Below are 12,963 nucleotides of genomic sequence, written 5' to 3'. Positions count from 1 at the left end.
TGTGGGCGACCCTGTGGACAACGACTCGTCCACACGTCGTCCACACCCGGCCCCGCCTGTCGGACCGGTCGTCCACAGACCTGTGGACAGGATCTGTGGACGACGGGGGCGGCGGGAGCGGCGGTCAGGCCCGGACGTCGTGCAGGTGGTGCACCACGTCGTGCAGGAAGTACCCGCCGAGCGTCGCCACGGTGAACGACGAGCCGTTCGACCGCAGCCCGGGCCGGTCCCACTGGTCCAAGCGCACCGTGGCGAACCGGGCGGCCAGCGCCGCGGCGGCGTCGGCGAGCTCGTCGGCGACGCGGCCCGGGTCCTGCAGGTCGTACCGCTCGGCCACCGCGGTCGCGTCCTGGTCCCAGTTCGGGAACTGCGGGGCGTCCTCCTCGAGCATCAGCCGCAGCCGCTCCTCGAACACCCGGTGCACGTCCCGGACGTGGGCCCCGTACTCGAGCGCGGACCAGGTGCCCGGCGCGGGGCGCTCCCGCACATCGAGCCGGTTCAGCGCGGCGCGCCAGCGGGGCACCAGGTCGTGGATCGTCGCGGCGACGTCCGGCCCGGCGACGTCCGTGCCGGCGAACCCGCACTCGTCGCACCGCCGGGTCAGCACCCAGGTCCAGTCCTTGTCGTCCGGCGTGGCGGGCCGGTAGTCGTCCGTGGGCTCGTGCGGCGTGTCGGTCACGCCCGCACCGTAACCCGGCGCGGCACGGGCGGTCTGCCCCAGGGCGCGACGGCGCAGGAGGTAGGCAGACCCGCGTCCGTCGCGTACGTTCTGACACGACGTCAGATCGACGCCGCCCGCACCCGCCCGCACTCGCCAGGAGCCGCGATGACCACCCTGCACGACGCGCCCGCCGTGCCGCTGTCGACGCTGCTGCGCGACGGCACCCGCGCCGAGCACGAGGCCGCGGAGGGGGCCCGGTTCGTCGAGGAGCTGCTCGGCGGGCACCTGACCGTGCAGGCCTACGCCGACCTCGCCCTCCAGCTGCACGCGGTCTACACCGCGCTCGAGGAGGTGGGCGACGCCGTCGCCGCGACGCCGCTGGGCGCGGGCGTGGTGTTCGACGAGCTGCGCCGGGTACCGGCGCTCGAGGCCGACCTGGCGCACCTGCTCGGCCCGGGCTGGCGCGACGGGGCCGAGGTGCTGCCCGCCACCGCGGCCTACGTCGCGCGCGTCCGGGCGATCGGCACCGAGGCCGGCACCTACGTCGCGCACTCCTACACCCGGTACCTCGGGGACCTGTCAGGCGGCCAGGTCATCGGCCGGATGGTCCAGCGGCACTACGGCGTCGCGGACGAGGGGGTCGGGTTCTACGCGTTCCCGGCCGTGCCCAGGCCGAAGCCGTTCAAGGACCTGTACCGGTCCCGGGTCGACGCGCTCCCCCTGTCCGACGACGAGCGGGAGGCCGTCGTCGCCGAGGCCCGGGCGGCGTTCCGGCACAACCGCGCGCTGTTCGCGGAGCTCGGCGACCGGCACCGCGCCGCCTGACCGCGGTCCGACCGGGAGCCCGGTCGCGGGGCGTCCCACCCGGGTGCTGACATCTCGTGCCAGAATGTCAGCATGCCCAAGATCATCGGCGGCTCGCTGCACGAGCACCGCGAGCAGACCCGGCTCCGCCTGTTCGGTGCGATGTCGCAGCTGATGGCCGAGCGGGGGTTCGACGCCATCACCCTGGCGGACATCGCCCAGGCGGCCGGTGTGGGCCGCACCGCGGTGTACAACCACTTCGCGGACAAGGAGTCGATGCTGGTCGGCTTCATCATGCACGAGACCGAGCAGTACGTCGCCGCGCTGGAGACCGAGATCGCGGGCGTCGACGACCCCACCGACCAGCTCGGCGCCTACGTCCGGGCCCAGTGCGCGCTCAAGCGCGACTACCACCTGGCCCCCGGGCCCGACCTGCGCTCCGTGCTGTCGCGCGGCACCCAGCAGCGGGTCCGCGAGCACGTGGTCCTCGTGGAGGCGATGCTGCGGCGCATCCTCGCGGCCGGGATCGAGTCCGGCGCGTTCCCGGAGCAGGACCTCGGCACGACCGTCTCCCTGGTCAACGCCTGCCTGAGCAGCCGCACGCTGCCCGAGGACCCGACCGAGCGGGAGCGGGCGGTCGAGTCGACGGTCCTGTTCGTGCTGCGCGCCGTCGGCGCGGGCGACCAGCTGGGCGACGGGGCCCGGATGCGCGAGGCGGAGCCTGCTGTCGCCTGACGCGGCGCGTCGCGGCCCGTTCACCCGCGCGGGTGACCCCCGGTGCCCCCGTGTGTGGACGCGTCCCCGGCAGGCGATGATGTCCCGGTGACCGACGCGACGCCGCCGGGCCGGACGAGCGCCCCCCGCCGCGACGGGGACGACGCCCGGGTCCTCGCCCTGCTCGCGCACCGGCTCGGTGGGTGTGCCGCCCTCGACGAGGTGCACGACGCCGGGGTCGCCGCCGCCCGGGACCTCCTCGACGCCGGCGTGGCGGCGCTGGCCCGCATCGAGCAGGACGACTGGCACGTCGTCGCCGCCGACCCGAGCGACGAGCTGCCCGCCGTCCAGGACGCCCTCGCCGGCGGCGACGCCGTCCGCGCGCTGGTCCGCCGCCGCGAGACGTGGCTGTCCGCACCCGGAGACGACCCGACCCGGCCGCACCCCGTGCTCGTCGCCCCGGTCGTGGTGAACGGCGAGCTGTGGGGCCTGCTGTGCGCCGTCCGCGACGAGCGCGCCGCCGTCTTCGGGCCCGACGACGCCGCCCGGGGCGAGGTGCTCGGCGCCCTGGTCGGCGCGCACGTCGCCCGGCTCGACCTCGCGGAGCAGGTCCGGCACCTCGTCTCCGACGACGCCCTCACCGGGCTCAGCACCCGCCGGGTCGCCGACGCCGCCGCGCGCCGCGCCATCGACTCGGGCGACGAGACCTGCATCGTCATGTGCGACGTCAACGGCCTCAAGCGGGTCAACGACGAGCTCGGGCACGACGCCGGCGACGAGCTGCTGCGCAGCGTGGCCGGCGTGCTCCGCCGGGCCAGCGGCGGGTTGCCCGGGTCGACCGCCGCGCGCATCGGCGGCGACGAGTTCTGCATCGTGGTCAGCGGGATCCCCCGGTCCACGGTCGTGCAGGTCGTCGACGCGACGGTCGGCGACAGCACGCTCCCCCACGGCGCCTCGATCTCCTACGGCATCGCGTCCTCCGCGCGCGGGGCGCTCGGCGCACCCGTCACCCCGCGGTCGCTGTTCCGGCGGGCCGACGCCGCGCAGTACCACGCGAAGCGCAGCCACGCGGCGGCGCGCGCCCGGCAGTACCGCGCCGACGACCCGGGGGCCGTGCTCGGCCGCACGGTGTCCGCGACCGTGACCGCGCTCGCCGGCTCCGGACCCGCCGTGCTGTCGCGGCTGTGCGCCCTCGGGGCCGCGGCGTCCGAGGCGATGGGCGGGTCCGGCTGGTCCGTCGCCCGGGACCTCGGTGACGGCGACGCGGTGGTCGTGGCGCGCGGCGGCACGTCCTCGCTGCACGTCAGCGGGATGCGGCAGGTCGAGCTGCACCGCTCCCCCTGGACGGTCACGGTGGAGTCGACCCTGCCCGCCGACGACCCGACCGCGGCCACGACCCTGCAGACTCTCGTGGCACTGGCGGCGCTCGGCGCGGTCTGACCGGCAGGGCCGCGCCGGTGGTGCCGGCTGTGCGGCCCCGACCGGCTCAGCCGTGCAGCGGCAGCGTCAGCACCGCGGGTGCGCCGTCGGCGACCCGGACCGGCACCCCCCAGTCCTGGGAGTTCAGGTGGCACGCCGGGAACTCGATCGCGGGGTCCGCGTCGCAGCTGGCCGCGCGGGCGGTGACGTGCAGGACGCCCTCGGTGACCGCCGGGTTGATCCGCAGCGTCCGGGTCAGCGGGACGTCGTCGCCCGCACCGTCGAGCAGCAGCTCCGGCGGGGTGGCGGACACGCGCAGCATCGTCGAGTCGCCGTACCGGTCGTCGTACTTCTGGCCCGCCGCCGGCGTGAACACCACGTCGAGCGCGAGCTCGCCGGGGGCGATGTCCGTGACCGGGCGCTGCGTGCGGTGCGCGCCGGAGTCCAGCACCTCGCCGGCGAGCGTCGCCGGCAGCGCGACCCGGGTCAGCCGGTGGGCGGCCGACTCGACGACGACCAGCGTCACGCCGCCCGCGTCGGGGTCGACCTGGACGAGCAGGCCGCTCGGCTCGGCGAGGCCGGTCGCGAGCGTGCTGACCCGGCCCGGGCCGGAGTCCTCGGGCGCCCAGCGCCGCACGGCGCCGTTGTAGGTGTCGGCCACGACGACCGAGCCGTCCGGGAGCACGGCGACACCCAGCGGGTGCTGCAGCAGCGCCTGGTCCGCCGACCCGTCACGGTGGCCGAAGTCGAACAGCCCCGCGCCGACGGCGGTGCCGACGGTGGCACCCGCCCAGGCGTCCGCGGGGCCCGTGGGCGTGGTGCGCGCGGCGGCGATCGCGGCGCCGGCCCCGACGAGCACGGGCGCAGCAGGGGCGGCGGGGGCGGCAGCGGCGGGCGTGCCCGGGTCGATCCAGCGGAGCGCCGAGACCTCGGAGTCCGCGAGCCAGACCCGGCCGTCCGCAGCCAGCGCGGTGCCGGAGGTCTGCGCGAACCACGCCTCGCGCGGGTCGCCGTCGGTCAGGCCCTCGTTCATCGTGCCGGCGACCGGCTCGATCACGCCGGTGCGCGGGTCGAACGCCCACAGCTGGTGGTTGCCGGCCATCGCGACCAGGGCGGTGCCGGTCTGCGGGGACCAGACGACGTCCCACGGGGAGGACAGCGGGACGGTGATCGCCGGTCGGGTGCCCGCCGCGCGCCACAGGTCGGTGCGGCCGGGCAGCGGCGCGGGCACGGTCGGCTCGCCGACCAGGTACTGGGCACCGGTCCCCGCGACGGTCGTGACGTGCCCGTCCGCGAGCCGGACGCCGCGCAGCGCGTGGTTCACGGTGTCCGCGACCAGCAGGTCGTAGCCGACGGCCTCCGCGACGTCGGGCGGCAGCAGCGCGAGCCCGTTCGGCTCGCTGAACCGGGCCTCGTCCGGGCCGCCGTCGACCAGCCCGCGCTCCCCCGACCCGATCCGGCGGACCAGGGTCTCGCCGTCCGCGGCCAGGTGCGCCAGCGCGTGGTGGCCCGCGTCGGCGACGAGCAGCGAGCCGTCCGGCAGCGCGACGACCTTGGCGGGGAACCGGAGCGTCCCCGCGGTGGGCTCGGGCGGCACATACGGGCCGGCGCCGCGGTGCAGCGTCCCCTTGGCGTCGTGCTCGGCCACCAGGTCGGCGACGAGGCGCGCGACGTTGCTCTGGTGACCCTCACCGGCCATCTGCGCGACGATGTAGCCCTCGGGGTCGATGACGACCAGGGTCGGCCAGGCGCGCGCGGTGTACGCGGACCAGGTCACCAGCTCGGGGTCGTCCAGCACCGGGTGGTGCACCTCGTACCGCTCGACGGCCGCGGCGAGGGCGACCGGGTCGGCCTCGTGCACGAACTTCGGCGAGTGCACGCCGACGATCACGAGGACGTCGCGGTACTGCTCCTCGAGCTCGCGCAGCTCGTCGAGGACGTGCAGGCAGTTGATGCAGCAGAAGGTCCAGAAGTCGAGCAGGACGATCTTGCCGCGGAGGTCCGCGAGCGCGACGTCCTGGCCGCCGGTGTTGAGCCAGCCGCGGCCGACGAGCTCGGACGCGCGGACCTTCGGGAGACGGGTGCTGGTGCTCACGGCAGTAGTGAACACGACCGCGCGCCGCGGCGTTCCCCCGCGCCCGACGGACGGACGTGTGCGTCGGGCGCGGGGGGCGCGCCGGGAGCGCTGCGCGCGGGCGGGTCAGCGCGTCGCGGGCGGCGGGGTGCGGTCGTCGTACCGCTCGACGACCTCGCGGTGGGAGGTGTGGGCCCGCTGGTTGTTGATCACCAGCGCGAGGATCAGCGCGAGCGCGCCGGCCCCCATGCAGATGTAGCCGATGACCGTGAGGTCGATCGCGTCGATGCTGTCGCGCACGCCGAAGCTGAGGATCGCGCCGATGACGATCAGGGCGATGCCGCCGCCGATGCCCATGGTGGTTCCTTCCGTCGCCGGGCCCGGTGCCCGGATCTGCCCCTGAGTCTGGACACGGACGGCCGATCGCGCGCGTCGAACGGCGGCGTCACCCGTCCGGGCGACGCCTCCTCGGTACCCCGCCGGCGCGAACCCGGGGGTTGCGCAACCGTGGTGGTGCGCAACCCCCGGGGCTTGGTCGCGTCCGGTCAGCCCAGCACGTCCGGGAGCGGCGGGAGGTCGTCGCCCGCCAGGCCGAGCACGTGCTCCGCGAGGAACGCGTCCACCACCTGGTACCAGACCTTCGCGTGCTGCGGGCTGAGCACCCAGTGGTTCTCGTCCGGGAAGAACAGGAACCGGTGCGGGGTGCGCCCCTCCTCGTCGGCGGGCAGCCCGGACCGCGACAGCAGCTCGTACCAGAGCCGCAGGCCCTCGCCGATCGGCACCCGGTAGTCCTTGTCGCCGTGCACGACGAGCATCGGGGTGCGGATCTGCTCGACCGACAGGTGCGGGGAGTTCGCGAGCGCCATCTCGGGCGTCATCTCGCGCTCCCAGTAGAACGCGTGGTCGGTGGTCGGGCCGAACTGGTCGAGCGCCCACAGGCTCGCGTGCGTGACCACGCCGCGGAACCGGTCGGTGTGCCCGGCGACCCAGTTGGCCATGTACCCGCCGAACGAGCCGCCCATGGCCCCGGTGCGGGTCTCGTCGACGTCGTCGCGCGCGACCGCCGCGTCGGTCGCGGCCATCAGGTCCGTGTACGGCGCGGCGCCCCAGGCGCCCCAGCCGCGCTGCACGAAGTCCTGGCCGTAGCCGGTCGACAGCGCGGGGTCGGGCAGCAGCACCGCGTAGCCGCGGGCCGCCATGATCCAGGGGTTCCACCGCCAGGACCACGCGTTCCAGGACCCGAGCGGCCCGCCGTGGATCCACAGCAGCAGCGGCGCGGGCGAGGCGGCGGACGCGCCCTCGGGCAGCACCAGCCAGGACCGCACCTCGGCGCCGTCCTCGGCCGTCGCCGTCACCTCGGTGAGCGTGCCGGGCAGGGCGGGCAGCGGCGCGGGTGCCGGCAGCGCGACCGCCTCGACCGGGGTGCCGGACGCGATCGCGGTGGCGAGGTCGACCCGCACCGGGTGGGCGGGCGCGGCGTAGGACGTCCGCAGCGCGTAGAGCGTGCGGCCGTCGGGGCTCAGGCGCAGGTCGCTCAGCACCGCGTCGTCCGCCGTCACCCGCGTCACCGCGTCGGTCGCGAGGTGGACGTGGAACACCGGGCCGCGGCCCAGGTCGTCGGCCTGCACCAGCAGCCCCGTGCCGTCCCGGGTCCAGACGACCTCGTGCGGCCAGCGGTCCCAGGCGGCGGCGGCGCGACGCGGCTCGGCGCGCGCGACCTCGAGGTCGAGCACCCACAGCTCGACGCGGGGCGCCTCGGTCGGGCTGCTCACGGTCTCGCGCAGGTACGCGACACGACGGGAGTCCGGCGAGACCACCGGGCCCGACACGTCCGCGCCGGGGTCGTCGACGAGCGTGCGCTGCGCCCCGGTGACGACGTCCACGGCCACGAGGACCTGGCGCACCGCGCCGCGGGCACCAGGGAGCGTCCAGGTCGTCACCAGCGTGCGACCGTCGGGCGACAGCACGGCGTCCTGGTGCCCCAGGCCGACGCCGGGCCGGGGCGTGAGGTCGCGCAGCGCGAGCCGCGGGGCGGGGGCGCCGGCGTCGGGGGACGCGGCGACGGTCGTCAGGTCCCCGACGAACAGGTGCGTCTGCGCGGGCCCGAGGTCGTGGTCCCAGTACCGCACCGGGTACTGGGTGTGCAGGATCGCGGCGACCTTCGCGTCCTTGCGGGCGCTCACCAGCCGCTCGTCGTCGGCGTCGTCCACGGCGCTCGGCAGCACGTCGGACGGCAGGACCACCACGGGCGCGTCCTGCGCGACGACGACTCCGTCGACGCCGGCCTTCCGGCTCGCGACGACCCGTGCCTCGGCCCCGTCGGCGGGCAGCAGCCACAGCGCCGCCGGCGCGTCGTCCTCCGCGTCGCCGTCGACGTCGGGGCGGGCGGACGTGAACAGCAGGTCCCCGGTCGACGCGAACCGCGCCGCGGACTCGCCCTTCGCGGACCGGGTCAGGCGCCGCGCGGGCCGCACGCCCTCGGGGTCGACCTCCCACAGCGCGGTGACGTAGCGGGTCCGCTTCGCGTCGAGCGTCGACACAGCGGTGACGAGCCGCGTGCCGTCCGGGGACAGCGCGAGGCCGGACATCCGGGGCAGCGCGACGTACGCGTCGAGGTCGTGGAACGGCGTGGGCGGCGGGGTGGGCTCGGTCTGCGGGGCTGCGTCACTGGTCACACGTCCGGTCTATCACGCCCCGGGGTGCCGGTCCCCGTCGTCCCCAGGTCGGCTCGCGCCGCCGTCGCGCGCGGCCAGCCGCGCGAGCATCGCGTTGTACTCGTCCATCTCCACGTCGCCGTCGCGCGCGACCTTGCGGTCCCGGCGCTTCGCGGTGCGGTCGTCGTCGCGCGACCAGGCGATGGCCACCGCGACCGCGAGCGCGAGCGTCGGGAGCTCCCCGATGCCCCACGCGACGCCGCCGCCGCGCTGCTGGTCGGCGATCGCGCTCGGGCCCCACTCGCGGCCCAGCAGCCCGAACCAGTCCGGGACCAGCAGCACGTCGCCGGTCGTGAGGGCGACGCCGAAGAACGCGTGGAACGCCATGGTCGCGAACAGCAGCAGCAGCCGCTGCGGGTACGGTGGCCGGCTCGGCCCCGGGTCGATGCCGACGAGGGCGTTGACGAACAGGTACCCCGCGAGCGAGAAGTGCACGACCATCGCGTAGTGCCCGACCTCGGACGTCAGGGCCCAGCGGAACACGTCGGTGTAGTAGAAGACGACCATCGACCCGGCGAAGTTCGCCGCGGCCACCACGGGGTGCGCGACGAACCGCCCCCACCGGCTGTGCACCAGCACGAGCAGCCACTCGCGGGGACCGCGGGAGGTGTCCGGCCCGAGCCGACCGGCACCGGCGCGCGAACCGCGGGCGGGCAGCGCGCGCAGGGCCAGAGTCACCGGCGCGGACAGCGCGAGCAGCACCGGGACCACCATCGCCAGGATCATGTGCTCGACCATGTGGGCGCTGAACAGGACGTGCCCGTACATCGCCGGGCCGCCCGACGTCGTCCAGAAGAACAGCAGCATCCCGACCACCCAGGACGCGGTGCGCGGCCACGGCCACGCGTCGCCGCGACGACGCAGCCGCAGCACCCAGCGCAGGTAGACCACCAGCCCCGCGACGGCCGCGCACGCCAGCAGCACGTCCCAGCGCCACTGCGTGACCCAGCTCAGCGTCGTGGGCTCCGGCGGCAGCGGGTGGCCGGTGACGATCTCCGCGGGCGTGGGGTCGGCGATCGGGTCGTCGGGCACCGGCGGCGGCGACGAGCCGAGCGCCACGGCGACGCCCGACACCGCGCCCATCACGGTCAGCTCGACCAGCACCAGGCGCCAGAACAGCCAGGTGGCCGGCGCGCGATCCTCGCCGCGGAGCCGGCCGACGACCCGGCGGCGGTGCGCGAGCCCGAGCAGGCCGAGCACGCCGAACAGGCCGATCTTCACCAGCAGCAGCACGCCGTAGGACGTCGTGAGGTCGGACCAGCTGCCGAGCCGGATCACCGAGTTGACGGTGCCGGACACCGCGACGGCGACGAAGCACCACGCCGCGATCGTGGAGAAGCGGGCGACCGCGGGCGCGAGGTCGTGGCCCAACCGGTGCGCCAGCGGGGACAGCGCCACGAGCGTCCCGATCCAGACCGCCGCGCCGACCAGGTGCAGGAACATCGAGGACGTCGCGAGGTCGTGGCTCGCCGCGCCGGCCGCGTGGCCGGTCTGGGCGGCCTGCCACAGCGCGACGACGACCAGCACGGCCGTCCCGGCGGCCCCGGCGGGCGAGGTGGTCATCAGCGCGAGCGCGGTGACGACGGCCGCCGCGACCGCGACGACCAGCAGCACCCGACCGAGCTCGAACTGCGTGACGAACTGCCCAGCTCGCCGCCGAACGCCGGGTCCGTGAGCGGCAGGCCCGCCACGTTCGCGTAGGTGAGCACCAGCTCGACGACCGCCGCCAGCGTCCACACCGCCGCCGCGACCGCCGTCACGCCCGACGCCGCCCGCACGATCCCGCCGTCCTGGCGGCGCACCAGCACCGTCACCAGCAGCAGCAGGCCGCCGAGGGTCGCCGACGCGGCGATCTCCGACGTCGTCGACGCCACCGGCAGGCCCCAGCGCACGAGCGCGCCCGGGTCGCGCAGCGCGGTCGGCGCGGCGGCACCGGTGAACGCGACGCCCGCGACCACGGCCGCGAGCGCCGCGACGGCGAGCGCGACGAGGCGCAGCGCGTTGGCGCCGTCGCCGGCGGCGGTGCTGCCGCGGTCCGGGCGTGCGGGGCGTGCGCCGGTCGGCGGCGCGGTGACGGCGGGGGGCATCAGTCCTCCGACCGCGCGTCCTTCGACCGACGACGCTCGCGGACGACGAACACGCCGACGGCACCGGCCGCGAGCACGGCCACGACGATCGCCACGACCATCCCGGCGGCGAGGCCCGCGTCCTCGTCCTCGGCGAGCTCCTCCGCCGGGGCGACCGTCTCGGTGACCGGCGCGGGCTCGACGGTCTGGGTCGTCATCTCGGGCTCGGGCGTCGCCTCGGCGGTGGGCTCGGCCGCGGCGGGCGCGGCGCCGCTCGACGCGGTGAACGCCAGCTCGCCCGACAGCGGGTGCCCGTCCGCGGAGGTCACGCGCCACTGCACGGTGTAGGCGCCGGCGGGCAGGTCGGCCGCGAGCGCCTGGGTGACCGAGCTGTCGACGAGCTGCGCGTCGCCGGTGCTGACCGTCGCGCCGTCGGGGCCCAACACGACGACCTCGGTGCCGAGGGCCTGGGCGGGCTGGTCGAACGTCAGCGTGATCTGCGCCGGCGGGGCGTCGACGGTCGAGCCGTCGGCGGGGTCGGTCCCCTGCAGCGTGTTGTGCGCGTCGGCGCGGCCCGCCGGCAGCAGGACAGCGGCCATCGCGAGCAGCACCGCGAGGACCACGGCGGCGACGCGGCCGAGGGACGGTGCGGGGGCGGCCACCGCGCGCGGGCGGCGACGGTCGGGGGCGGTGCGCACGGGCGCGTCGGACCGGGGCTCGGGGGACATCACCGGCCCATCATCTCCCGCCCGGGCGCCGCACCGCCCGCCGGGTGGCCCGGATCACCCGCACCCGGACCGGGCCTGTGGACGACGGGGGTGACGGCCGGAACCGCTCCTAGGCTCGACGGCGTGACCCGACCGATGCTCGCCGACCTCGACCCGGACCAGCGCCCGCGGGAGCGGATGCTGCGGCTCGGCGCGGACGCGCTGTCGGACGTCGAGCTGGTCGCGCTGCTGCTCGGGTCGGGCCGGCGCGGGTCCAGCGCGCTCGACACCGCCCGGGAGCTGCTGGTGGCGCACGGCGGCCTGCGCGGACTCGCGGGCTCCGGCGCGGGCGGGCTCCTGGACGCGCCCGGCATCGGCCCGGCCAAGGCCACCCGCCTGGTCGCGGCCCTCGCGCTCGCCCGGCGGCTCGGCACCTCCACCGACCGGCGCGCGACGATCCGGACCCCGGCCGACCTCGTGCGGCTCGCGACGCCCCTGCTCCACGGACCCGTCGACGGGCGCCTCGTCGCGGTCGTCGGGGACCGGGCGTCGCGGCTGGTCGGCGCGGCGGTGGTCGCGGGGGTCGACGCGCACGCGGTGCCGGTCGCCGTGCGCGAGGTGCTGGCCGAGACGCTGCGCCGGGGCGGGGAGACGCTCGGGCTGGTGCACCGGCACGAGGCGGGTGCGCCCGGCGTCACGGCCGTCGACCGCGCCGTGGGCGCCGCCGTCGCCGAGGCGGGTGCGCACTGCGGCGTGCGGCTGCTCGACCACCTCGTGCTGACGGGCGACGGGTGGGCGAGCGCCGCGGCGGGTGCGGGGTGAGCGCGCGGCGGGGGCAGGATGGGCGCCGTGCCCGAGCCGACCCCCGCCGTCACCCCGCCCGCCCCCGTCATCCGGATCGCCGCCGCGGTGATCGTCGACCGGGACGGGCGCTGGCTGCTGGTCCGCAAGCGCGGCACCAGCGCGTTCATGCAGGCCGGCGGCAAGATCGAGCCCGGCGAGCACCCGCGCGACGCGGTGGTGCGTGAGGTCGGCGAGGAGATCGCCGTCGCCGTCGCCCCGCACCAGGTCCGTGACCTCGGCCGACGCGACGCCCCCGCCGCCAACGAGCCCGGCCACCGGCTCGAGGCGCACGTCTTCGCGGTCGACGGCGTCACCGACGCGGTCCCGACGGCCGAGATCGCCGAGGCCGTCTGGGTCACCCCCGCCGAGGCCGCCGCGCTGCCGCTGGCCCCGCTGACCGTCGCGCTCCTCGCGGACGCCGCGGGCCGCTGAGCCGGCGCCGCCCGCGCGCCCTACTGTCGGGACCATGCCCCGATCCATCGCCACGAACCGCACCGTCGACCTGCCCGAGCTGCTCGACTTCGTCCGCCCGCGGCACCACCTGCTGCTGGTCACCGCCCGCCGCGACGGGCGGCCCCAGGTGTCGCCGGTCAGCGGCGGGGTCGACGACCACGGCCGGATCGTCGTCTCGACCTACCCCGGCCGCGCCAAGACGGTGAACGCCGCTCGGGACCCGCGGGTGTCCGTCGTCGTGCTCTCGGACGAGTGGGACGGCGCGTGGGTCCAGGTCGACGGCGACGCCGAGGTGCTGCACATGCCCGAGGCGGAGGACGCGCTGGTCGACTACTACCGGTGCATCGCCGGCGAGCACCCCGACTGGGACGAGTACCGCGCCGCGATGCGGGTGCAGGGCAAGAGCCTGATCCGGGTCACGCCGACCCGCTGGAGCCCCGTCGCGACGGGCGGCTTCCCGGCGGACGTCGCGGCGCGCCTGGACGGCTGACCGCCCCGGCCCACCCCG

General features: G+C 76.5%; 13 protein-coding genes. 6 read left to right on the top strand and 7 right to left on the bottom strand.

Annotation, left to right across the window (positions count from 1 at the left end; translation table 11 throughout):
• Positions 1-124: 124 nt before the first annotated feature.
• Complete coding sequence (locus AC1VL8_RS05760) at positions 125-679, bottom strand: DinB family protein (protein ID WP_483074493.1); 555 nt, start codon at positions 677-679, stop codon at positions 125-127.
• Positions 680-826: 147 nt separating this feature from the next.
• Here AC1VL8_RS05760 and AC1VL8_RS05755 point away from each other — a divergent pair, with 147 nt between their 5' ends.
• The 3 genes from AC1VL8_RS05755 to AC1VL8_RS05745 all read left to right on the top strand — a co-directional run bounded on the left by AC1VL8_RS05755 (position 827) and on the right by AC1VL8_RS05745 (position 3,619).
• A complete protein-coding gene (locus AC1VL8_RS05755; RefSeq protein WP_483074492.1) occupies positions 827-1,486 on the top strand; it encodes a biliverdin-producing heme oxygenase in 660 nt (219 codons plus the stop codon).
• Between the two features lie 72 nt (positions 1,487-1,558).
• Positions 1,559-2,200 (top strand): TetR/AcrR family transcriptional regulator, encoded by a 642-nt coding sequence (locus AC1VL8_RS05750; RefSeq protein ID WP_389233731.1) that lies wholly within the window; start codon positions 1,559-1,561, stop codon positions 2,198-2,200.
• Between the two features lie 87 nt (positions 2,201-2,287).
• A complete protein-coding gene (locus AC1VL8_RS05745; RefSeq protein ID WP_483074491.1) occupies positions 2,288-3,619 on the top strand; it encodes a GGDEF domain-containing protein in 1,332 nt (443 codons plus the stop codon).
• Positions 3,620-3,665: 46 nt separating this feature from the next.
• On the opposite strand, the gene AC1VL8_RS05740 is transcribed toward AC1VL8_RS05745, so the two are convergent.
• The 6 genes from AC1VL8_RS05740 to AC1VL8_RS05715 form a co-directional block, all read right to left on the bottom strand.
• Positions 3,666-5,693, bottom strand: coding sequence for an NHL domain-containing thioredoxin family protein (locus AC1VL8_RS05740; protein ID WP_483074490.1), 2,028 nt, complete (start codon positions 5,691-5,693; stop codon positions 3,666-3,668).
• A gap of 105 nt (positions 5,694-5,798) precedes the next feature.
• A complete protein-coding gene (locus AC1VL8_RS05735) occupies positions 5,799-6,029 on the bottom strand; it encodes a DUF6458 family protein (protein WP_389233740.1) in 231 nt (76 codons plus the stop codon).
• Positions 6,030-6,217: 188 nt separating this feature from the next.
• On the bottom strand, positions 6,218-8,260 hold the full coding sequence (locus tag AC1VL8_RS05730; RefSeq protein WP_483076193.1) for an alpha/beta fold hydrolase: 2,043 nt from the start codon (positions 8,258-8,260) through the stop codon (positions 6,218-6,220).
• A gap of 99 nt (positions 8,261-8,359) precedes the next feature.
• Positions 8,360-10,000, bottom strand: coding sequence for a bifunctional copper resistance protein CopD/cytochrome c oxidase assembly protein (locus AC1VL8_RS05725; protein WP_483074489.1), 1,641 nt, complete (start codon positions 9,998-10,000; stop codon positions 8,360-8,362).
• Positions 9,949-10,473 carry a hypothetical protein gene (locus AC1VL8_RS05720; protein ID WP_483074488.1) on the bottom strand — a complete coding sequence of 175 codons (525 nt, stop codon included), beginning with the start codon at positions 10,471-10,473 and terminating at the stop codon, positions 9,949-9,951. Before AC1VL8_RS05720 ends, AC1VL8_RS05725 begins: the two co-directional genes overlap by 52 nt.
• Entirely contained in the window at positions 10,473-11,180 is a 708-nt protein-coding gene (locus tag AC1VL8_RS05715; protein WP_483074487.1) for a copper resistance CopC family protein, read from the bottom strand. The genes AC1VL8_RS05720 and AC1VL8_RS05715 overlap by 1 nt, the downstream gene beginning before the upstream one ends.
• A gap of 123 nt (positions 11,181-11,303) precedes the next feature.
• Here AC1VL8_RS05715 and AC1VL8_RS05710 point away from each other — a divergent pair, with 123 nt between their 5' ends.
• The 3 genes from AC1VL8_RS05710 to AC1VL8_RS05700 are packed head-to-tail and all read left to right on the top strand — an operon-like array spanning position 11,304 to position 12,945.
• A complete protein-coding gene (locus tag AC1VL8_RS05710; protein WP_483074486.1) occupies positions 11,304-11,981 on the top strand; it encodes a UPF0758 domain-containing protein in 678 nt (225 codons plus the stop codon).
• A gap of 18 nt (positions 11,982-11,999) precedes the next feature.
• The gene (locus AC1VL8_RS05705) at positions 12,000-12,434 is read left to right on the top strand and encodes an NUDIX hydrolase (RefSeq protein ID WP_389233752.1); all 435 of its coding nucleotides are present in this window, start codon (positions 12,000-12,002) and stop codon (positions 12,432-12,434) included.
• Positions 12,435-12,468: 34 nt separating this feature from the next.
• Positions 12,469-12,945: a PPOX class F420-dependent oxidoreductase gene (locus tag AC1VL8_RS05700; protein ID WP_389233755.1), complete on the top strand. Its 477-nt coding sequence runs from the start codon at positions 12,469-12,471 to the stop codon at positions 12,943-12,945.
• The last annotated feature ends 18 nt before the right edge of the window (positions 12,946-12,963 follow it).

It is taken from the genome of Cellulomonas sp. KU4C (assembly GCF_056868065.1).
This window is presented reverse-complemented; position numbering and strand designations above follow the sequence as displayed.

Bases quoted from the DNA above. Each gene is read 5' to 3' on its own strand.
- AC1VL8_RS05755 (WP_483074492.1), top strand. From the start codon at position 827: ATGACCACCCTGCACGACGCGCCCGCCGTGCCGCTGTCGACGCTGCTG.
- AC1VL8_RS05750 (WP_389233731.1), top strand. From the start codon at position 1,559: ATGCCCAAGATCATCGGCGGCTCGCTGCACGAGCACCGCGAGCAGACC.
- AC1VL8_RS05735 (WP_389233740.1), bottom strand. From the start codon at position 6,029: ATGGGCATCGGCGGCGGCATCGCCCTGATCGTCATCGGCGCGATCCTC.
- AC1VL8_RS05730 (WP_483076193.1), bottom strand. From the start codon at position 8,260: ATGTCCGGCCTCGCGCTGTCCCCGGACGGCACGCGGCTCGTCACCGCT.
- AC1VL8_RS05720 (WP_483074488.1), bottom strand. From the start codon at position 10,473: ATGCCCCCCGCCGTCACCGCGCCGCCGACCGGCGCACGCCCCGCACGC.
- AC1VL8_RS05715 (WP_483074487.1), bottom strand. From the start codon at position 11,180: ATGTCCCCCGAGCCCCGGTCCGACGCGCCCGTGCGCACCGCCCCCGAC.
- AC1VL8_RS05705 (WP_389233752.1), top strand. From the start codon at position 12,000: ATGGGCGCCGTGCCCGAGCCGACCCCCGCCGTCACCCCGCCCGCCCCC.
- AC1VL8_RS05700 (WP_389233755.1), top strand. From the start codon at position 12,469: ATGCCCCGATCCATCGCCACGAACCGCACCGTCGACCTGCCCGAGCTG.